General features: G+C 65.8%; 20 protein-coding genes and 1 pseudogene. 7 read left to right on the top strand and 14 right to left on the bottom strand.

What is annotated here, in order from left to right; translation table 11 throughout:
* Positions 1-96: 96 nt before the first annotated feature.
* From QM789_RS19655 to QM789_RS19635, 5 genes are all read right to left on the bottom strand, one after another.
* Positions 97-600, bottom strand: a complete 504-nt coding sequence (locus QM789_RS19655; protein ID WP_420350317.1) for a VPLPA-CTERM sorting domain-containing protein — start codon at positions 598-600, stop codon at positions 97-99.
* Positions 601-1,559: 959 nt separating this feature from the next.
* On the bottom strand, positions 1,560-1,997 hold the full coding sequence (locus QM789_RS19650; protein WP_420353539.1) for a pseudoazurin: 438 nt from the start codon (positions 1,995-1,997) through the stop codon (positions 1,560-1,562).
* Between the two features lie 3 nt (positions 1,998-2,000).
* Positions 2,001-2,795 (bottom strand): ABC transporter ATP-binding protein, encoded by a 795-nt coding sequence (locus QM789_RS19645; protein WP_420353538.1) that lies wholly within the window; start codon positions 2,793-2,795, stop codon positions 2,001-2,003.
* Positions 2,792-3,832: a FecCD family ABC transporter permease gene (locus QM789_RS19640; protein WP_420353537.1), complete on the bottom strand. Its 1,041-nt coding sequence runs from the start codon at positions 3,830-3,832 to the stop codon at positions 2,792-2,794. Before QM789_RS19640 ends, QM789_RS19645 begins: the two co-directional genes overlap by 4 nt.
* Before the next feature lies 1 nt (position 3,833).
* The gene (locus tag QM789_RS19635; protein WP_420353536.1) at positions 3,834-4,670 is read right to left on the bottom strand and encodes an ABC transporter substrate-binding protein; all 837 of its coding nucleotides are present in this window, start codon (positions 4,668-4,670) and stop codon (positions 3,834-3,836) included.
* Positions 4,671-4,749: 79 nt separating this feature from the next.
* Between QM789_RS19635 and QM789_RS19630 the strand changes: the two genes are divergently transcribed.
* The 4 genes from QM789_RS19630 (at position 4,750) to betC (ending at position 7,591) form a co-directional block, all read left to right on the top strand.
* Positions 4,750-4,995 (top strand): hypothetical protein, encoded by a 246-nt coding sequence (locus tag QM789_RS19630; RefSeq protein ID WP_420353535.1) that lies wholly within the window; start codon positions 4,750-4,752, stop codon positions 4,993-4,995.
* 157 nt (positions 4,996-5,152) lie between these two features.
* Positions 5,153-5,467, top strand: coding sequence for a hypothetical protein (locus QM789_RS19625; RefSeq protein ID WP_420353534.1), 315 nt, complete (start codon positions 5,153-5,155; stop codon positions 5,465-5,467).
* Complete coding sequence (locus QM789_RS19620) at positions 5,364-6,077, top strand: glycine betaine ABC transporter substrate-binding protein (protein WP_420353533.1); 714 nt, start codon at positions 5,364-5,366, stop codon at positions 6,075-6,077. Before QM789_RS19625 ends, QM789_RS19620 begins: the two co-directional genes overlap by 104 nt.
* 5 nt (positions 6,078-6,082) lie before the next feature.
* On the top strand, positions 6,083-7,591 hold the full coding sequence (betC, locus tag QM789_RS19615) for a choline-sulfatase (protein WP_420353532.1): 1,509 nt from the start codon (positions 6,083-6,085) through the stop codon (positions 7,589-7,591).
* 48 nt (positions 7,592-7,639) lie between these two features.
* Here betC and QM789_RS19610 read toward each other — a convergent pair whose 3' ends face one another.
* From QM789_RS19610 to QM789_RS19585, 6 genes are all read right to left on the bottom strand, one after another.
* Positions 7,640-8,608 (bottom strand): DUF707 domain-containing protein, encoded by a 969-nt coding sequence (locus QM789_RS19610; RefSeq protein ID WP_420353531.1) that lies wholly within the window; start codon positions 8,606-8,608, stop codon positions 7,640-7,642.
* A 40-nt stretch (positions 8,609-8,648) separates the two neighbouring features.
* Entirely contained in the window at positions 8,649-9,197 is a 549-nt protein-coding gene (gene rfbC, locus QM789_RS19605) for a dTDP-4-dehydrorhamnose 3,5-epimerase (RefSeq protein WP_420353530.1), read from the bottom strand.
* Positions 9,194-10,537 carry an NAD(P)H-dependent oxidoreductase gene (locus QM789_RS19600; RefSeq protein ID WP_420353529.1) on the bottom strand — a complete coding sequence of 448 codons (1,344 nt, stop codon included), beginning with the start codon at positions 10,535-10,537 and terminating at the stop codon, positions 9,194-9,196. Before QM789_RS19600 ends, rfbC begins: the two co-directional genes overlap by 4 nt.
* Positions 10,538-10,549: 12 nt before the next feature.
* Entirely contained in the window at positions 10,550-11,329 is a 780-nt protein-coding gene (gene rfbF / locus QM789_RS19595; RefSeq protein WP_420353528.1) for a glucose-1-phosphate cytidylyltransferase, read from the bottom strand.
* Positions 11,326-12,381 carry an NAD-dependent epimerase/dehydratase family protein gene (locus QM789_RS19590; RefSeq protein ID WP_420353527.1) on the bottom strand — a complete coding sequence of 352 codons (1,056 nt, stop codon included), beginning with the start codon at positions 12,379-12,381 and terminating at the stop codon, positions 11,326-11,328. The genes rfbF and QM789_RS19590 overlap by 4 nt, the downstream gene beginning before the upstream one ends.
* A 600-nt stretch (positions 12,382-12,981) precedes the next feature.
* Positions 12,982-13,248 (bottom strand): hypothetical protein, encoded by a 267-nt coding sequence (locus QM789_RS19585; RefSeq protein ID WP_420353526.1) that lies wholly within the window; start codon positions 13,246-13,248, stop codon positions 12,982-12,984.
* Positions 13,249-13,757: 509 nt separating this feature from the next.
* On the opposite strand from QM789_RS19585, the pseudogene QM789_RS19580 reads away from it, so the two are divergent.
* The 3 genes and pseudogenes from QM789_RS19580 to QM789_RS19570 all read left to right on the top strand — a co-directional run.
* Positions 13,758-13,895: pseudogene (locus QM789_RS19580) on the top strand (hypothetical protein); the annotation flags it as partial.
* Positions 13,896-13,902: 7 nt separating this feature from the next.
* Positions 13,903-14,823: a glycosyltransferase gene (locus QM789_RS19575; RefSeq protein WP_420353525.1), complete on the top strand. Its 921-nt coding sequence runs from the start codon at positions 13,903-13,905 to the stop codon at positions 14,821-14,823.
* 75 nt (positions 14,824-14,898) lie between these two features.
* Positions 14,899-16,149 (top strand): polysaccharide biosynthesis/export family protein, encoded by a 1,251-nt coding sequence (locus QM789_RS19570; protein WP_420353524.1) that lies wholly within the window; start codon positions 14,899-14,901, stop codon positions 16,147-16,149.
* A 3-nt stretch (positions 16,150-16,152) separates the two neighbouring features.
* On the opposite strand, the gene QM789_RS19565 is transcribed toward QM789_RS19570, so the two are convergent.
* The 3 genes from QM789_RS19565 to QM789_RS19555 all read right to left on the bottom strand — a co-directional run bounded on the left by QM789_RS19565 (position 16,153) and on the right by QM789_RS19555 (position 19,855).
* Positions 16,153-17,595, bottom strand: a complete 1,443-nt coding sequence (locus QM789_RS19565) for a lipopolysaccharide biosynthesis protein (RefSeq protein WP_420353523.1) — start codon at positions 17,593-17,595, stop codon at positions 16,153-16,155.
* A gap of 63 nt (positions 17,596-17,658) precedes the next feature.
* Complete coding sequence (locus tag QM789_RS19560) at positions 17,659-18,864, bottom strand: glycosyltransferase family 4 protein (protein WP_420353522.1); 1,206 nt, start codon at positions 18,862-18,864, stop codon at positions 17,659-17,661.
* Between the two features lie 67 nt (positions 18,865-18,931).
* Positions 18,932-19,855, bottom strand: a complete 924-nt coding sequence (locus QM789_RS19555; protein ID WP_420353521.1) for a glycoside hydrolase family 16 protein — start codon at positions 19,853-19,855, stop codon at positions 18,932-18,934.
* Positions 19,856-19,862: the final 7 nt, after the last annotated feature.

Raw genomic sequence — 19,862 nt, 5'->3', positions numbered from 1 at the left:
GCCTTCGCGCGCGGTGTGTCACGAACAAGACGGGCGGCGGGTTGCCCCGCCGCCCGATCCATGGACACCACCCGAAGGCGGCGTCCCGAGGGAACCTTAGCCCTTCTTGCGGCGCTTCGCGGCGCCGAGGCCGGCGAGGGCGGAGACCAGCAGCATGCCCGCTGCGGGGACCGGCACGGCGGCGGGGGTGGCGGTGAAGGTATAGGTCGCTTGCAGGTCCTGCGTGCCCGCCGCGTCATAGGCCATCGAAATCGCAAAGCTCTTGCCCGCGTCGATCGCGAATTCGTCGCTGTAGGAGAAGCCGAAAGTCACCTTGCCGCCCGGAACGGTGATATATTCCCAGGTGGTGCCGGTAAAGCCATTGCCCTCGGCCAGAACTTTTTCGATATTCGATTTCACAACCGTATCGAGCCCCGCGCCATTCAGCGTATAGCCGATTTGCGAAATGTCAAATGCCTGCCCGGCATTCCAGACCGTGCTGTGCGTTTCGCCCGGCTTCAGGGTAAATGCCTCGCCGTTCGAGCCCGCCGTGACCGTGGCCGCATTAACCGCGACCGGAGCCGCCAGAGCCAGAACCGCCGCCGTGAAAGCCATCTTCATGTTCATAACGTTTCCCTCGTTACTGTGCCCCGACCGGGGGCGAACCATTTTCAACTTTGTCCCGATCCGGAGCGAACTCATTCGGAACAAGGGCTTTTTAGCCGGTCCGGGCGGGCTGTGCTATAGGCTTGTTTTATGCCGAAGGGGCGGTAACCATTTCCGTTACGGTTAAGACATGGAAATCCCGTTGCGGATCAACGCGGTATTAAAATGGCGTTAAGATTAATGCCGCAGGCGGGCAGGGGAATGATTCCGGCGGGGAATTGGTGAATGTTTCCAGAAGACGCAGGATGGGAAAGGAATCACCGCGCCATGGGCTGTGTCAAAATGCGCCCCCGGCGCCGAAGCGGGGGGTAAGATGCCCCAAAGTAGCGCCTATGCTCCCCTCGGAACACACAGGTGACCCAAGAGCGCCTGAACGAGGGGATTTCCTTCCGAGCCCTTGTTATAAAGGCGCGTTTTCACGCAGCCTCGGCCGGTTTCAGCGAACGCGCGATGCACCGCCCCAGATCGCCGACACGGACGGAACCCCGGCTGCCCGGTCCGGATCAGGCGCCGAAGCCCATTCCGGCGCTTTTCGCGGATTCGGCGCTGCATCCCGATGGTCCGGCGCTCGCCACCTGACAGGCTGCTGGAAAAGTCTCGAACGGCAGCCTGCCCGTCGTCCAAAGAGGAATATCCTTCCTCGGCCAGAATGCTTCCTGCGATATCGCGGCGCTCCGATGTCTGATCCGGGAAATCGTTCCGCATGAAGCAGGCCCAGAAGCTTTTTCAACAGCCTGCCAAACCCGGATCGCCATGCGCCAAACGACTTTCATCCCGCGCAACCGGCCCCGCTTCGGGCATTGGCGAAGGAACCGCCCACGGCCTCCCACCTTCGGCCCGATGCGGCGGACCACAGCTTTCCGGCACCCGCCCAATCGGAGGGCGGGTCGCGCCCTCCTTCGGCCAGTGCGGGCTTATTCCTCGACCTGCGCCAAATATTTGTCCAGCCGGCCCTTGTTCTGGAACATCCGCCGCGCCTGGCCCGGGGCCTTCTCGCGGACCTCCGCCATGTTCGTGGCCGCGCCGACCTGAATCACGCCGACCATGCTCATCATCATGTGCGGCGGGCAGGAATAGACGTAGACGCCTTCCTCGGTCAGGGTGACGGTATAGGTTTCGTCGATCTTGCTTTCCAGCGTCGCGCTGCCCTCGGGCTGGATCAGGCCCTTGACCCAGTGGCCGGAATTGGTCGGCACGAAGGTGACGGTATCGCCGGGCGCGGCCTTCAGGAAGCCGGGCTCGAACACCATCCCGCCCTCTTCGCCGAAGTTCAGCATCTTGATTTCATGGTCGGCGGCATGGGCCATGGCAGTGGTCAGCGCCAGCGCGGCGGCAAGGATCAGGGTCTTCATCGGTTACAGTCCCGTGGATGGAAAGGATTGGCGGGCGATCGGCCGGATCACCGGATGGCCCAGGCTGTCGGTCAGCCGCTCGACCGCGACGCGGTAGAGCGGGCCGACGATTTCAGGGGTCAGCACATCCCCCGGCGCGCCTTCGGCGACGATGCGGGCATCACCCAGCAGCGTGATCCGATCGGCGAACTGCGCCGCGAGGCTGAGGTCATGCAGCACCATCACGGTGATCAGGCCGCGGGCGCGGGTCTCGGCGCGGACATGTTCCAGCAACACCATCTGATGGTGCATGTCCAGCGCGCTGACGGGTTCGTCGAGCAGCAGCACCTGCGGATCGCGCAGCATCACCTGCGCGAACAGCGCCAGCTGCCGCTGCCCGCCCGACAGGCTCTGCACGTCGCGCTGCGCCAGATGGTCGATGCCGACGGCGCGCATCGCCGACAGCGCCGCATGCAGGTCGTCATCGCCGATATGCATGTGCAGCGCATCCATCCGGCCCAGCAGCACCACGTCCAGCGTGGAGAGCGCCGCCTCGATCCCGGTGTCCTGCGGCATGTAGCCGATGACCCCGCGCCAGCGGTAAAGGTTGCGCCGGTTCAACACCTGATCGCCCAGCGTGATGCGCCCGGCCTTCGGCGTCAACTCGCCAAACATCGCCTTGATCAGCGAGGATTTCCCGGTGCCGTTCGGCCCCAGGATCGCGTTCACCGCACCGGGCCGGAAGCGGAGCGAGACATCCCGCGCGGTGCAGGTCTGCCCGCGCATCAGGGTCAGGCCGTGAATCTCCAGCGCACTCATTTCGCCCTCAGCATGATCCAGAAGAAGAACGGCACGCCGACGAAGGAGGTGACGATCCCCACCGGGAACAGCGCCCCGGGGATGATGACCTTCGACAGCACCGAGGCCACCGACAGGAACGCCGCCCCCGCCATCATCGCCCCGGGCAGGAAGAAGCGCTGATCCTCGCCGAGCAGCATCCGCGCGACATGCGGCGCCACCAGCCCGACGAAGCCGATGATGCCCACGAAGGCGATGGCCGTCGCCGTCATCACCGCGACGATCACCAGCGTGGTGAAGCGCAGCCGTGCCACGTTCACGCCCAGCGACGCCGCCCGCGATTCACCGAGCTTCAGCGCCGTCAGCTTCCACGCATCGCGGAACAGCAGCAGGACGCAGGCGACCGTGACCACGGTCGTCACCGACAGGTTCGCCCAGGTCGCCTTGGTCAGGCTGCCGAAGAGCCAGAACAGGATCTGCTGGCTGACCTCGGGGGCCGACAGATATTGCACCAGCGACAGCATCGACTGGAACAGGAACAGAAGCGAAATCCCCGCCAGCACCAGCATCGACGACGAAATCCGCCGCAGTGACGCCAGCCCGAACAGGATCGACGAGGCGATCATGGTGACCACGAACGCCCCCACCGGCACCGCCACGGCGAGCGGCAGCCCGAAGGTGCCGAAGGCGATCACCAGCGACGCGCCCAGCCCCGCCGCGGCCGCAAGGCCCAGCGTATAGGGGCTGGCCATCGGGTTGTTCAGCAGGGTCTGGATCTCTGCCCCGCCGACGCCGAGCGCCGCACCCACCACCAGCGCCATCAGCGCCATCGGCAGGCGCAGGTCATGGACGATGACCAGAGTCATCGGCTCCACCCCCTCGCGGAAGGCGAGCGCCGCCAGCACCTCGCGCAGCGGCAGCATGGATGGCCCCGTCGCCACGTCCAGCACCAGGCTGACGACGCAGATCACCGCGAACCCCGCCACGATGCGCCAACGCCGGAACTCACTCCGGCGCTGGTCGGCAATGGCCGAGGCAAAGCTCTCGGACCGGCTCACATCATTCGCCCAGCTTCAGGGTAAAGGTGCCCTCCGGCACGATCGGCAGGTATTTCTTGTAGAAGCCGATGTATTCCGCCTGCGGGTCCAGATCCGCGAACAGGTCGGGATAGAGCGCCTTGGCGATGAACTGCACCATGGTGAAATCGAGGATGGTGCGCGAGGCCCCCATGTAGACGCCGTAGACCTGACCGTTCTGCACCGCCGGAAGCTGGTCCCAGCCGGCGCGTTTGGTAAAGCCTTCGAGGCGGCGGGCGGCCTCGGCCTTGTCGATGCCGACACCCATGACCATCGCCTCGGCGTTCTTCTTCAGCTCGGTCTCGCGCCCGGCGATCAGGACGACCTCCGGCTTCGAGGCCAGCACCTGTTCGGGGTTCATCGGCCCCCACCATTCCACGAAGGGTTTGGCGATGTTGTCGGCCCCGGCCATGTCGGCCAGCCCGCCCCACATGTTCTTGCCATAGGTGATGCTGTATTCCGCAGGCCCCTTGTTGCCGAATTCGGCATAAAGGCGCGGCTTCGGACGGCCCGCATCGGCGATGCGTTTCTGAACGGTCTCGACGGCGGTTTCATAGACCGTGGCAATCTCCTCGGCGCGCGCGGTCTGGCCGGTGATCTCGCCGAACAGCCGGGTCGAGGCCAGATGGCGTTCCAGCGTCTCGGCGTTGTAATCCACGACAACGACCTTGATCCCGGCTTCCTCGATCCGGTCCACATCGGGGCCGAGCGCCATGTATTGCCATTCCGCCAGCACCGCGACCTCGGGGTTCAGCGCCAGCAGCTTTTCGACCGAGAAGGTTCCCGCCTCGACCTCGCCCACATCGGGAAGCTGTTCCAATTGCGGCATCGCCGCGCGATACAGATCCCATTGCGCCGGGGTCCAGCCTTCCCAGACCTCGCGCGAGAAGCCGACAACCTTGTCGAAGCTTCTCGACCCCGCCGACGGCGAGGTAATCGGGATAGTAGAAGCCCAGGAAGACCCGCTTGGCCGGCAGGTCCAGCGTGACCTCCCGCTCCATGATGTCGGTGATGGTTTTTTCATCGGCAAAGGCGGCACCGGCAAGCACGCAGCAGGCAACCGTCATGGCAAGGGCGCGGCGGCCCGCCGTGGCAAAACTAAGCATGGTCTTCCTCATATTGAACAGGCCCGCGAAGGGCCTTAGGTAGCCCCTTACAATTTATGATAAATATAGTCAACAATAGGACTGTTTCCCCCGCACCGGTCATGACGGTGGAAGACGCCTGTAAAAATCCCGCTAAACGGAAGTATCTTCTCCGAATTTATGTAATAAGTAAGACGATCCGACAGGGAGATGGAACATGAAACGGACAGCAACCCTTCTGGTGGCGCTTGTGTTGGGGGCTACGGCGGCGCAGGCGGCGGATGACGCGTCGTGCAAGACCGTGCGCCTGTCGGACCCCAGCTGGACCGACATCAACGCCACCAATGGCGTGGCGCAGGTGGTGCTTGAGGCCCTGGGCTATGCGCCGGACATCAAGCTGCTGTCGGTGCCGATCGGCTATGAGTTCGATGAAAAACAAGGAGATCGACGTATTTCTGGGCAACTGGATGCCCGCGCAGGCGGCCTTCATCACGGATCTGAAGGCGGCGGATGCGATCGAGGTTCTGAATAAGAACCTGACGGGGGCGAAGTTCACGCTGGCGGTTCCGGCGGGAACGGGCGTCCATGACTTCGCCGACCTTGCCGCCCATGCCGATGCCTTTGAGCGCAAGATCTACGGCATCGAACCCGGCGCCCCGGCGAACCAGTCCATCGCCCGGATGATCGAAGATGGGAAATTCGGGCTGGGCGATTGGGAACTGGTGGAATCGGGCGAACAGGCGATGCTGGCGCAGGTCGCGCGGGCGGAAAAGGCAGGCAAGCCGATCGTCTTCCTGGCTTGGGCGCCGCATCCGATGAACACGCAGCTCAGCATCACCTATCTGTCGGGCGGCGATGACTATTTCGGCCCGGATTATGGCGGCGCCGAGGTCTATACGCTGGCGCGCAAAGGCTGGCCGGAAGCCTGCCCGAACGCGGCGAAGCTGTTCGGCCAGATGACCTTTGATCTGGATATGGAAAACGCGCTGATGGGCGATATTCTGAGCGGGACCGATGCGAAGGACGCCGCTGCCGCCTGGCTGAAGGCCCATCCGGCGGCGCTGACGCCCTGGCTGAACGGGGTGACCACGCTGGACGGCCAGCCCGCGGAACCGGCTGTCAAGGCGGCGCTTGGACTGTGAACGCGATGACCCGTCCGAATATCCTGATCCTGATGGTGGACCAGCTCAACGGCACCCTGTGCCCCGATGGTCCGGCCGATTTCCTGCATGCGCCGAACCTCAGGGCGCTGGCCGCGCGTTCGGTGCGCTTCGCCAATACCTATACCGCGAGCGCCCTTTGCGCCCCCGCGCGCGCGAGCTTCATGTCCGGGCAGTTGCCGCGCCGCACCCGGGTCTATGACAATGCGGCCGAGTTTTGCAGCGACATTCCGACTTATGCCCACCACCTGCGGCGCGCGGGCTATCACACCGTGCTGTCGGGCAAGATGCACTTCGTCGGCCCCGATCAGCTGCACGGGTTCGAGGAACGGCTGACCACCGACATCTATCCCGCCGATTTCGGCTGGACGCCCGATTACACCAAACCGGGCGAGCGGATCGACTGGTGGTATCACAACCTCGGCTCCGTCACTGGGGCGGGCGTGGCCGAGATCACCAACCAGATGGAATATGACGACGAGGTTGCCTTCAACGCCACGCAGAAGCTTTACGATCTGTCGCGCCGGCTGGACGAGCGGCCCTGGTGCCTGACCGTCAGCTTTACCCATCCGCATGACCCCTATGTCGCGCGGCGCCGGTTCTGGGATCTGTATGAGGATTGCCCGGCGCTGGATCCCGAAACCCCCGCGATCCCGTTCGACGAACAGGACAGCCATTCGCAACGCCTGCTGGAGGCCTGCGACTTCCGCAATTTCAACATCCGGCCCGAGGATGTCCGCCGCGCCCGCCGGGGCTATTTCGCCAATATCTCCTATGTGGACGAAAAGATCGGCGAAATCCTCGACGTGCTGGAGCGCGGCCGGATGGCGGAGGATACGATCGTGCTTTTCGTCTCCGACCACGGCGACATGCTGGGCGAGCGCGGGATGTGGTTCAAGATGAGCTTTTTCGAGGGTTCGGCGCGGGTGCCGCTGATGGTGTCTGCGCCGGGCTGGACGCCGCGCCGGATCGACACGCCGGTCTCGACGCTCGATGTGGTGCCCACGGTCGCGGCGCTGGCGGGGCTGGACATCGGGTCGCTCGCGCGCTGGACCGATGGCGAGGATCTGACGCCGCTCGCCACCGGGCAGGGCACGCGCGGGCCGGTACCGATGGAATATGCCGCCGAGGGCACGGTGACGCCGATGGTCGCGCTGCGCGAGGGTGAGTGGAAGCTGACGCTGTGCAACGCCGATGCGCCGATGCTGTTCAATCTGGCCGAAGACCCGCAGGAGCGGGTGAACCGCGCCGACACCGCGCCCGAGACGCTTGCCCGCCTGCGGGCGCAGATGGAGGCGCGTTGGGATCTGGCGGCCTATGACGGCGAGGTGCGCGAAAGTCAGGCCCGGCGTTGGGTGGTATATGAGGCCCTGCGCAACGGCGCCTATTTCCCCTGGGACTACCAGCCGCTGCAAAAGGCGTCGGAACGCTATATGCGCAACCACATGGACCTCAACGTTCTTGAGGAAAACAAGCGCTATCCAAGGGGGGAATGAGGCTTCATTCGCGCCCCGCCCGATCCCGTCGCGGATGTCGCAGCGCCTTCATCCCCGACCGACCCGGGAGATCGGGCCGCCCTGTGCGTCGGCGGGGCGAAACAGGCCGAGGCTCTCGAAGTCCGAACCGGAGATCGGGCGCAACTGTTCCGGCAGGTAGCCGATCCGCGCGATGGCGCGCAGCCCCAGCCCCAGCCCCGCCCGCGCCGCAGCCACCGGCGCCCGCGACCGCAGCCCGACCGAAAACATCCCCGCAGCGTTCAGCACCCGTGCCGCGACCGGCCCGACCCGGCGCCCGTTGGTCAGGTAGCCGCCATAGACCTGCATCCCCGGGGGCATGTTTTCAAAGGCCCCCGTGACGTTCCGGATCTCCGCGCGCGGATCCACCCCCGTGGCATAGGAATCGTAGAGCGGTCCGGTATAAAGCGGGCGGGTGTGGGTCATCGGCACGGCATCGACGATCGCGGCGCGAAAGGCCGGATCGGGCATCAGTATGGCCCAGACCAGATCCGTCCCCCAGCCAGTGAAGTGCCGCTCGAACATCGGCAGCAGCCGACGCAGGTAGGAGGACTTGATGCAGCAGGCCATGGATTCGAGAAAGGTGCTGTAGCGCAGCTTGAACCACGGCATCCGCAGCAGGATCGGATAGGACAGGTAGCTGTCCGCCGTCATGGCCGGCTGCGCGATCGTCAGGTCATGCTCCACGGCGATCTCGAACAGCCGGTTGATGTCGCCCGCCCCGATCCGCACATCGTCGTCGGGCAGCATGACGTAGTCGTAGCGGTCCAGCAGCTCTGGCCGCGCCCGCAGGTGGCGCGCGATACTGTCCCATTTCGTGCCATAGTCGAAGACCGTCGGCAGGTCGCCGTCCTGACAGGTGCTCTGGTCCTTCGCGTAGGAATTGATCTGAAGATCCCAGTTGCGCGGACAGGAGCGGTCCGCAATCCACTCCCGATGCAGCGATTTGTCGCCGCAGCGTCCGAGAACGAGAAACCGTCTGTCAAGATCCTGTGTCATTGCACACCACCATGAATAAGAACATCCCGCGCGGGCGGCATCAAAAGGGCGCCGGGCTGTCCGGGCGCAGCAGCGGCCAGGACGCATCCTTCGGCGACAGAACGGTGACCGGAAGCGGCCAGGCAATCCCCAGCAGCGGGTCGTCATGGCGCAGCCCGCCTTCGGAGGCCGGGGCATAGGCGGCGCTGACGGCATAGAACGCCTCGCAATCGTCGGTCAGGGTCTGGAACCCATGCGCGAAGCCCGGCGGGACATAGAGCATGCGCCGGCTTTCGGCGGTCAGCACGAACCCCTCGTGGCGCAGATAGGTGGGCGAACCGCCCCGCAGATCCACGATCACGTCGTAGAGTTCCCCGTTCAGGCAGCGCACCAGCTTCGCCTCGACATCGGTGCCGCGCTGGAAATGCAAGCCGCGCACCGTGCCGCGCAGCCGCGACACCGACATGTTGTGCTGCACGAAATCCCCGATCAGCCCGTGGCGGGAGAATTCCGCGCGACACATCATCCGGGCGAAAAAGCCACGGTCGTCGCCGCGCGGCTCCGGGTCGATCAGCATCGCGTCCTTGAGCGTGGTTTCATGGAAGATCACGGGACCACCTCCCCGGTTTCGGGCGCGTAGAGGGCTTCCTGCTCGGCATAAAGCCGGTCGATCAGCCGCCCGGGCGGCAGGTCGACATCGGCGAAGGTGATCGGCGCGTCCCTGGCAACCCTCCGCCTGACCTTGCCGCCGATGGCGATGCCGAGCGGGATCAGGTTTTCGGCGCGCAGGGTTTCGATGTTCTCCAGAACGCCATAGACCTCGAACCCGCCCAGTTCGGCGATGGTCTCTCCCGGTTCCAGATCCTTCTTGGCCAGCGCGGCGACGGCGACGGTGGGCGCACCCTGCGGCGCCAGCGTCGCATCCCCGAACAGAACGGCCCGCGCGATGGAGGACGGCACCTCGAAATGGCACAGGTGATAGGGCGTGTAGAACAGGTAATAGGGTCCGGGACCGAGCTTGTAATAGGCCAGTTGGTGGCGCTGCACCGGATCCTCGATGGTGCCGAGCACGAAGACCCCCGGGTTCGGCCGCGCGCCGATCACATAATCCACGATCCCCGGCCCGCCCGCCGCCAGATGGTCGTCCAGCACCGGAAACAGCGCCTTGACCGCTTCGTCGAGCGGCACCAGCGGCGCATAGGGGTCGCCGCCGGAAAAATCCGGCCCGGTCATGCCGCGCCGCGCGACCCGCAGCCCGCGGCTGTTGGCCATCAGCGCCTGTTCGATGGAGATCTTGGTGCCATCGGCAAAGGAGGCCGCCGTCGAGGGCAGCATTCCCCATTTCGCGGCAAAGGCGACCTGCGTCTGCGGGTTGCGGTAGGGATCGTGCAGGCCCTTGATCGAGCCCGCCAGAACCGGGCGCACGCCGATCCCCTCGACGAAGCGCAGCAGGTTGCCCGCCACGCCCGGCTGGTCGCCGTCGCCCGCGGTATAGGTCAGCCCGGCCGCATCCGCCTTGCGTTTCAGGATCGGGCCGACGGTGGCGTCGAGTTCGGCATTCACCAGGATCGGGTGTTTGCCACCCTCGATCGCGGCCAGCACCGCGCGGGCCGAGAATTCGAGCGCGCCGGTGGCCTCGACCACCGCGTCGATCCCCTTTGCGGCGCCGAGCAGGACGGGATCCCCCGTCACCGCCCGCCCGCCGGCGGCGATGGTTTCGCCGATCTGCTGCGCCGTCTCGCACCAGACCGGCACCATGCCCATGTCGCCGAATACGGCCTCACCATTGGCCCGGCTGCGGTTCGCCACCGCCACCACCCGCATCCCCGGCGTCGAGACTTCGATCGTCCGGGCCAGCGCGCGCGCCTGCATCCCGGCCCCGACGATGGCGACGGCAATGCTCCGGCCCTGTGCCGCGTGTTTCTTCAGTGCGGTATCCACGATGATCATGCCGGTCCCCTTTCAGTCGCGCCAGATTTTCCAGGGCGCCGCGCCGCTGGCCCAGGCGGCCTCCAGCACATGCTTGTCGCGCAACGTGTCCATGCTCTGCCAAAACCCTTCGTGGATATGGCAGGCGAGCTTGCCGCGTTCGATCAGCCGTTCCATCGGCTCGGCCTCCCAGGTCGTGCGGTCGCCGTCGATCAGGTCGAAGACCTCGGGTTCGCAGACGAAGAACCCGCCGTTGATCAGCCCGCCGTCCCCCGCGCGCTTTTCACCGAAGCCGAGGATGGTTCGCCTGTCTTCGGCGATCTGCACCACGCCGTAGCGGCCGGGCTGGATGGCGGCGGTCAGGGTGCACCAGGCATCGCCCGCGCGGTGGCTGCGGATCGCCCCGCCGATGTCCACGTCGCTGACCCCATCGCCATAGGTCAGGCAGAACGTCCCGCCTTCGAGATACCTGCGCGCCCGCAAAAGCCGCCCGCCGGTCAGCGACTCCTGCCCGGTATCGAGCACCGTGACCCGCCAGTTCTCGGTGCGCACTTCGAGCCATTCGACCTCGCCCGTGGCAAGATCAATGGTGAAATCGCTGTGCGCGGCCCGATAGCGCAGGAAATAGTCGCGGATGAAGTCAACCTTGTAGCCGCCCAGGATGACGAAATCCGTCAGCCCGTGATGGGCGTAGATCTTCATGATATGCCACAGGATCGGCCGGCCGCCGATTTCCGCCATCGGCTTCGGGCGGATCTGGGTTTCCTCGCTGAGCCGGGTGCCGAACCCTCCGGCCAGGATCGCGACCTTCATGCCTGCCTCCCGTCTTGCCAAAACAGATCCGCATCCAGCCGCCCGGCGGCGCGATGCGCCTCCAGAACCCGCAGGCGGATCATCTGCGATGCGCGGAACCCGGCATCGGCGAAGCCCATGCCGGTCAGCCCGGCCTTCAGCCCCGCGATCGAGTCCGCCAGCGTCACCACCGGCTGATGATCGGGCGCGAGCGCGCGATACAGGCCGAAATCAACCCGGTAAGACCGGCTGTCGGCGGGGGCATCGGTATTGATGCTGACGGTGGCGCCGGGGATCGCCGCGGCCACCGCCTCGGCCAGATGCCGGACCTGATAGTTGCCGCCGTCGCAACCGGCGTTGACGGACAGGCACCGGCCTCCGGTTCCGGCGTCCCGCGTGATCGCCCAGCCGATGGCCCGCGCCATGTCGGCGGTGTCGATCAGCGGCCGCCACGGCGTGCCGTCCGACAGGACCGTGATCCGCCCCGTCGCCAGCGCCGAGGCCACGAAATCGTTGAGCACAAGGTCCAGCCGCACCCGGTCCGACATGCCGCAGGCGGTGGCGAAGCGCAGGCTGGTGACGACCATATCGCCCTCGATCCCGGCCAGCGCGGTTTCCGTGCCGATCTTGGAACGCGCATAGGCGGTAATCGGGTTGAGGGGATCGCCCTCCCGGCGCGGCCCGCCCTCGGCGATGCCATAGACGCTGCAACTCGACGCAAACACGAAATGCCCGACCCCCGCCCGCGCCGCGGCCCGGGCAAGCGTCACCGAGGCGGTTTGATTGATGTCCAGGGTGATCTGCTCGAAACGATGCCCCATCGGGTCGTTGGAGATCGCGGCGAGGTGCACCACCGCATCATAGCCTTTCAGCATCTGAACCGGGAAATGCCGGACATCGCCGAAAAACTGCGCATCCAACGCGGTTTCCGGCAAAAATTCCGCACCTGTCAGACAATGGGCGAAATACCCGGTATCGAAACCGTGGATCACCGCCTCCGGGTGGGCAGAGCGCAAATGGCGCGAAACGGACGGGCCGACATAGCCCATGTTTCCGGTTACAAGGATCTTCAACACAATCCTCTCCAGATTCAATCAGGGGTTGATATGCCTTTAAACTGATGGCTGATTTTCCAGAAAATTCTGTGGCTTATAATGTGAAATCTTCCGCAGGCGCCGAACAGGGGAGGATTCGGAAGCCCGCGCCAATTACATGAGGCAATCGGCTAAAGTCCGGATCTGCGCAGAGGTATATTTGGAATTCCTTGCAAAGGATGGCATGTGTCCGGATTTCTGTCCACGGAAAATTAACGCCGTTTCCCAGATATTTGAGCCGGAGGTTTTCTGGCGGGCGGATCCGTGAGTCTCTCGCTGCGGAAGGATCGCGCCCATCGTCGCCTCGGCCTCAACGCTACGTCGCGACGACTGAAGCTGCCTGAAACGACACCCCATCGCAGGACCGGCCACGCGCGACGGGCAATCCCGCGTGTCGGTTTCGCGCATCCCGTGGCAAAATCGGAACGCATGTAATCCGGACCGTTCAGCGGGATGGCGGCATCGCGACCAGCTCCCCTGCCTCAGGGAGGCCGGACGTCAATTATAATCGTCCCCCGGCGGATCGGATCCAGCGCCCGATGCGGAATCTGGGCGGAAATAGTCATTTATGACGGTGCATCATCCGGTCCGAGAAGAGTCGCCCACGGGAGTCGGGCGCGACTTGTCTTTTTCCTGCATGGCGAACCCGGCGCGTGTCTTTCCGGCCTGATGACCGGTCCTGTTGTGCCTCTGAATCGCCTGCTTCAGGCATTGAGATTCGATCTCGACCGTCTTTCGGTGGAACATCCTCATCAATTTACGGGCGCTGAAACAGTTTTCCCGGCCCTTGCCGCCGATGATGCCGATCCGCTCCCTCATTGGGCTCGGCGCGACCGCGCGGATCAAGACCAATCCCTGCGGCGCCGCGATGGACAGCCGGTCACGGCCCCCCCGCGCCGCGCCTCGGATCGCCCTGCCGAGCGTTGGCCGCAGGCAAAGGGCGCTGATCGGCCGGGTTAGGGTGCCGACTGACTCAGAAGCGCGTTGAAAGACAGGGGGTTCAGACCTCCACTCCCTGCGACGCCGGGGCGGGATCGGGCCGCCGGAAGGATTGCCACCCGCTACGGCGGGTGCCCGCGGGGCCATAACCCTCTCATCTGCGGGAGATGATCCGGGAACCTGGTGGCGTCGCGCGGCCCCGGGCTTGATCGCGGAATGTCCGGCATCAGCATCTTCCCGCCCATTCCGCGCATAAACTATTGCCCAAATCTCTGCGGACCGGCACAGTATTTGCAGATGCAGCGCGTTTTCCTTTCCGGACAGGCGGGGCCATCGCGTCATCTGGCATCATACGGCTCAATCAATTTGAAGATTTCACAGAGTTTCTAAAAACAATTCCTGCGCGGAGAGAAGGAATGACGATGATCCGTGATTTATCCCTGGGTGCTGCCGACGCGGCGCCGGGGCGGGTGGAACCGCAGTTGGCAATTGTCATTCCCTGCTTCAATTATGAAAGATATGTCGGTCGGGCGATTCAAAGCGTCGTCACGCAACTCTGCGATGCGGTGGAACTCGTCGTCGTTGACGACGGATCGACCGACGAACTCGTGGCAGGTGATTTCCCGCAGCGGCGTGCCCTGTCACCGGATCGCCAACTCCGGTGCGCGCGCCGCCTGTCTTTTCGGGCTGGACCGGACGCGCGCGCCCTTCGTGCTGTTTCTCGATGCCGATGACGAACTCGCGCCCGGCGCGGTGGCCCGGATTCTCGATTGTCTCGACCCGGATATCGCCAAGCTCCAGTTCCCGTTGACGCGGATTGACGCCGATGGCGCGGTCATCAGCCCGGGGATTCCGGCGCTGGAGGATTTTCGCGACCGCGACGGGCTGCAACGTCTGGTGCTGCGTCAGGGCGTCTATACCAGCCCGCCCACCTCGGGCAATGTCTTCCGCCGCGACCTGTGCGAGATCCTGCGCGAGGCCGATTACGACAGCTTCGTCGATGGCGCGATCCTGTTCGCCGCGCCCTTCTATGGCGACGTCCTGAGCCTGTCGGAGGAACTCGGGCGCTACCGGATCCACGGTCGCAACGATTCCGGTCTGGGTCAACTGCCGCAGGCGGCCACGCTGGAACGTGATCTGAAGCGTTTCGTCGCCCGCATGGACCATCTGCGCCGCATCCTCGACCGGCAGGGCCTCGGCCATCGGCTGGTCCGGCCGCAGGACACATATTTCTTCCTGGAAACAGAATTCCATGCCCGGATGGCGCGCGGCGAACGCCCATCCCTCACCGACATGGGGCGGCTGCTCGGCGCGCTGTGGCGCGATCCGCGTTCGCCACGGGTCCGGGGCGCGCTGGCGGCGTTCTTCCTTCTCGCGACGATCCTGCCGAACCGGCGGTCGCAGCCGCTGCTTGCCTATCGGCTAAAGGCCGGGAGCCGCTCGATGCGTGGTTTTCTGCGCGTCATGATGGCGCCGCGCTGATACCATGACCTTCTCCTCCGGATGCGACTCCCCTCCCCGCGCCGGCTCATCCCGTCCAGACAGGAGTGGACCGACATGAAACGCATTGCCGCCGGCCTGATTGTGACCCTCCTCGCGCTGGCCCCGCCCGGCATGGCCCAGCAGCCGCTGCCCGCCGCGCAGGCCGGGCAATATCTGCTCGGGCCGCAGGACCGGGTGATGGTGCGGGTCCATTCGCTTCGGCGCAGCACCGGGGAGGCCTATCGCTGGGATCCCCTCACCGGCGAATTCTCGGTGGGCGCGGATGGCGCGCTGTCGTTGCCGATCATCGGCCGGCTGGAGGCCGCGGGGGTCACCACGGTCGAACTCGCCGCGCGGATCCGCGCCATGCTGAAGGAAACCGCCAACCTCTCGGAGGAGCCCTCGGCCGCGGTCGAGGTGATCGGCTATCGGCCGTTCTTCATCATGGGCGCGGTGCAGCAGCCCGGGAAATACGATTTCGAGCCCGGTCTGACGGTGTTGCAGGCCGTCAGCGTCGCGCAGGGGTTCCTGCGCGCGATCGACATCGCCGGGACCGAACGCGACATCATCAGCGCGCGGGGCGAGTTGAACGAACGCGATGCGCAGGTGCTGATGCTGGAAGCCCGGCTGGCGCGGTTCGAGGCCGAGGCCGACCTGGCGCCGACCGTCCCCGAGGCGCTGACCGCACGCCACGACGACCCCCGGGTCGAGGCCGCGCTGCGCGGGGAGGCGCAGCGCTTCGCCGCCAACCGCGAGGCGCTGGACACCGGCCTTTCGGCGCTTGGTGAATCGAAACGGCTGCTGCGCGCGGAACTGGTTTCGCTGGACGAAAAGACCCGCACGCTGGAGCGCCAGCTTGCCCTCTTCACCGAGGAGCATGAACTCAACATCGGGTTGCGCGATCGTGGTCTGGGCACCGCCCGGGGGCTGATCTCCTCGGAGAACTCGCAGATGTCGGTGCAGAGCGTGCTGCTTGATGTGCAGGTGTCCCGCCTGCGCGCGCAGCAGAGCCTTGCGGATACCGAAAGGGCCGAAGTCGATCTGCGCGCGGGCTATCGCAAGGCCGCGCTCGACGGGGCGGCCGAAACCCGCGCGCAGCTTGAACAGAACCGGCACCGCATGCAGACGGTGGGGCAGTTGCTTCAGGCGGCGATGCAGCGCGGACAGGAGGCGATGGTGGGCGGCGCCGGTATCGTCCCGGGCTATCGGCTGGTGCGGCAGGGCCCGCAGGGTCCGGTGACCGCCGTGGTGGACCCGTCCACCCTGCTGCAACCGGGCGATGTGCTTCAGGTCAGCCTGGAGCCCCCGGCGCCGGTCGGCCAGTAGCCCTCACAACCAGCGGTCATGGAGCGCAAAGCGCCCCGCCCCCCGCGCGAGCCTGACGCCGAGAAGCGCCAGCCCCGCGACATAGACCGCAATGCCGGTGGCGGCCGTCGCGGCTAGTTCGACGGTGGCGGGCAACGCCATCGGGGCGAGCAGGTGGCGCAGCGTGCCCGCCGCCGCCACCATCAGCGCCGTGGCCGCCGCCACCTTCCAGACATTGCCGATCTGCTGGCGCAGGCCGATCTGCGCTAGGTGGCGCACATGGAGCATGTAGACCACCGCCATCGCCGCCGCGAGCAGGAGCCGGGCCCAGACCACGCCCTCCAGCGCGAACAACCATAGCCCTGCCGAGACCAGCCCCAGCCGCAGCAGCAGTTCGATCATGCTGATCCGCAGCAGCATCGCCGGCCGGTCCAGCGCCAGACAGAACGAATGCAGCGTCTGGTAATAGGGCACCGGCAGCACCGCGAGCGAAATCATCCCCAGCAGGTCCGCCGCCCGGTGCCAGTTCGGCCCGAGCAGGATCGCCACGATCAGGTCCGACGTGATCGAGATGCCAAGGCAGACCGGCACCGACACCAGCATCACGAGGCGCACCGCCTTGAGAAAGGCCTGGCGCATCCGCCCCGGATCCGCGTTGATCGCCGAAAATGCCGCCATCACCGATTGCATGGCCGGGCCGATCACGCTTTGCGTAGGGAATACGGCAAGGTCGCTGGCCAGCACATATTGGCCGAAGGTGCCCTTGTCGACATAGCGGCCGAGCAGGATGCGGTCGAGCTGCCAGTTGACGGCGGAAACGATCTGCGCCGAACTGAACCAGCCCGTGAACCGCGAGAAATCCGAGAACCGCGACAGAGACAGCGCCGGACGATAGGGCGCGAGGATATAGGAGGCGACCGCGCCCATCACCGCCGCCATCACCGAATTCGCCACGATCGCCCAGTATCCCGCCCCGTTCAGCACCAGCGCGACGGCAAGCCCGAAGGCGCAGATCTTGCCGGTCAGCTCGACGATGAAGGTCTGGTGGAATTTCAGGTCGCGCGCGAAGGTCACCATCGCCGGGCTGGCCAGCCCCCGCGCGATCGGCCCGATCGCCAGCACCGCCAGCACCGGCACCAGGCGCATGTCCGCATAGGCCCGGGCAAAGGGCCAGGCCGCCGCCACGATGACCAGCGCGACCAGCAGGCTGCGCAGCAGGTTGATGGTGAAGCCGGTGTCCAGATGCGACTTGTCGAACACCTGCCGCCGCAGGAGCGCCTGAAGGATCGGCACTTCCAGCACCATGTCCACAATGGCGATCAGGCTTGCCGCCAGCGCGGTCAGGCCGAAATCGGCCGGCGTCAGGATCCGCGCGAGAACGATCAGGGTGACGAAATCAATCAGCCGCCCGACGAAGCGCGACAGCACCAGCCACGCCGCCCCCCGCATCGTCCGCATTGTCAACATGGCCGGGGCCTTTCCGAAGGATGCGGCGCCGTGTAGGGGCGGCTCATTGCCATGGGCGATCCGTCACCCGGCATGCGCGGCCTGCCGCAGCGATTGCGCAAGGTCGCCATACAGCAACCGGGTATCGAAACGGGTGCGCACCCGATGCGTCGCCGCCTGCCCCCAGATCTCGCGATGGACCCAGCCTTCCTCGATCGCGGCGGCGAGGGCATCCGGATCGCGGACCGGCACCAGCCGCCCGCTGATACCGTCCTGCACCAGATGCTCGAACGCGCGGATCCGGCTGAGCACCATGGCGCAGCCGCAGCCCATGGCTTCGAGCGCGGCGATCGCCACCGCTTCGTTCGAGGAGGCCATCACATAAACGCCGCAGCGGCGCAGCCGCTCGCGCACCGCTTCGCGCCCGAGAAAACCGTGCCACCGGACCCGCCCGCCCAGACCCAGACGGGCCACCTGCCGCTCCAGCATTCCCCGGTCCGGCCCGGTGCCCACGATGTCGAGCGTCCAGTCCCGTGGCAGCCGCGCCAGCGCGTCGATCAGGTCGCTGATCCGCTTTTGCCGGTTGGTCAGCCGCGCGATGGTCAGGATCGTCTTGCTGCGCTGCACCGCCGGGTCGGGGCAGAAGAAGGCGGTGTCGCAGCCATTCGGCTGAAGCGTCGGCACACCGCCCCATTCGCGAACCGAGGCGCATTCGTCCGGGGTCTGGCTGTAGAGCACCGCGGCCCGGGCGAAGGCGGGCCGCTTGAACCCCGTCATCGCCGTCGCGGCCAGCCCGCCGTGATCGGCGCCCGCGACGGGAATGCCCGCGCGATGCACGAGATGATCGAACCGCCCGCTCCAGTATTCCTGGACATAGAGCAGATCTATCCGGTCCTCGGCCAGCGCCGCCCGCAGCGGCGCCATCAGGGCGTGGGCGTTGAGCCGTTCGTCGGCGTAAAGCGCATAGCGGCTCTGGCGCAGCAGGCGCTTGAGCCAGACCCGTTCGAACGGCCGGTACCAGCGCGCGAGCGGCAGGAACCGCACCGCGATCCCCGTGTCTGTCTCGTGGCGTCCGCTTTCGTTCAGCGCGGGAACATACAACACCGGCGCCACTCCGTTCTGCCGCAGACCGGCGGCATAATACCATGCCCAATCGCCGCGGTAGGTGTCGAGATAGCGCTGGCGCGACTGACCGAGGACATTGCCGAAGAACCCCTCGAAACTGGTACAACTCAGAAGCATCGCGACATTCAGCGGCGCCATATGGCCCCGGTGTTCTGCGCCGGTCATCCTGCATCCTCCGGGTTTCCCGGACAGGTCCGGCGTTGCGGCCATGTCGCGCATCCCGCGCGGGGGCTCAGGCGAAAACACGGAAGTAATCTATATGCAGATGCGCTTCCCGGTCCTGGTCGCGCAGGGGATCGGGGTAGCTGACATCGCTGAGCAGAGCCAGCGTCAGCAATGGCCAGAAGGTGTCGTTGTCCATGTCCATCTCCACGGAGCGGTTGATCACCCAGACCAGCGGCTTGCCGGTGAAGGGCGCACGGATCGGCCGCCGGTCGAAATAGACCTGGCAGCGGTTGCGGGTGAGCAGGACGCCATAGCGGTGATAGCCCCGGCTCAGGTCTGGCTCAACCGGCACGCCGGCGCCCTCGTGGTGTTCGCCCGGCTGGCCCCATTCGTGCAGGTAGGCGCCATAAAGGTGCGGCTCAAAGCCCTTGTGCTCGATCACGTCGATCTCGATGCTGGTGCGCGGGGTCAGGATGCTGTTGCCATTCATCATCCAGAACGCGGACCAGGTGAGGGGATGCAGGGGCATCCGCATCCGGGTCTCGAAATAGCCGCGCCGCCAGCCGCGCAGGATCGTCCCGTCGGAACGCGCGGTTTGCAGATTGCCGGAAACCCACTGGAATTCCGGGTCTTCGTTGCCGTAATAGTCCGGCATCGTCATCGGGCGGCCGATATGATAGGCCGAAAGCCGCAGCGCATGGCCGTTCTCCGCCTCCGGGTCGTCTACGATGGCATAGGGCACCACCCCCTCGGCCCCCTCGATCGGCGCAAAGGCGGAGCGCCCGTAATAGCCGCCGTCGAAGGTCGTGGCCTTGCGCCCGGCGTGCCAGATGGCCGGGTCGATCGCGGTGAAGAACTCGTCAAAGACGATCTGCCGCCCGAATGTCGGATCCGCCTCCGGATCGAAGGCGGGGTCCGCCCGGCTCAGCCCCGGACAGGCAAGCAGGGGCGCGGCGCGCAACAGATGGCGTCGGGACAGCATGGGTGGCATCTCGTCC

The organism is Paenirhodobacter sp., assembly GCF_047600745.1.
GTDB lineage: Bacteria > Pseudomonadota > Alphaproteobacteria > Rhodobacterales > Rhodobacteraceae > Rhodobacter.
This window is presented reverse-complemented; position numbering and strand designations above follow the sequence as displayed.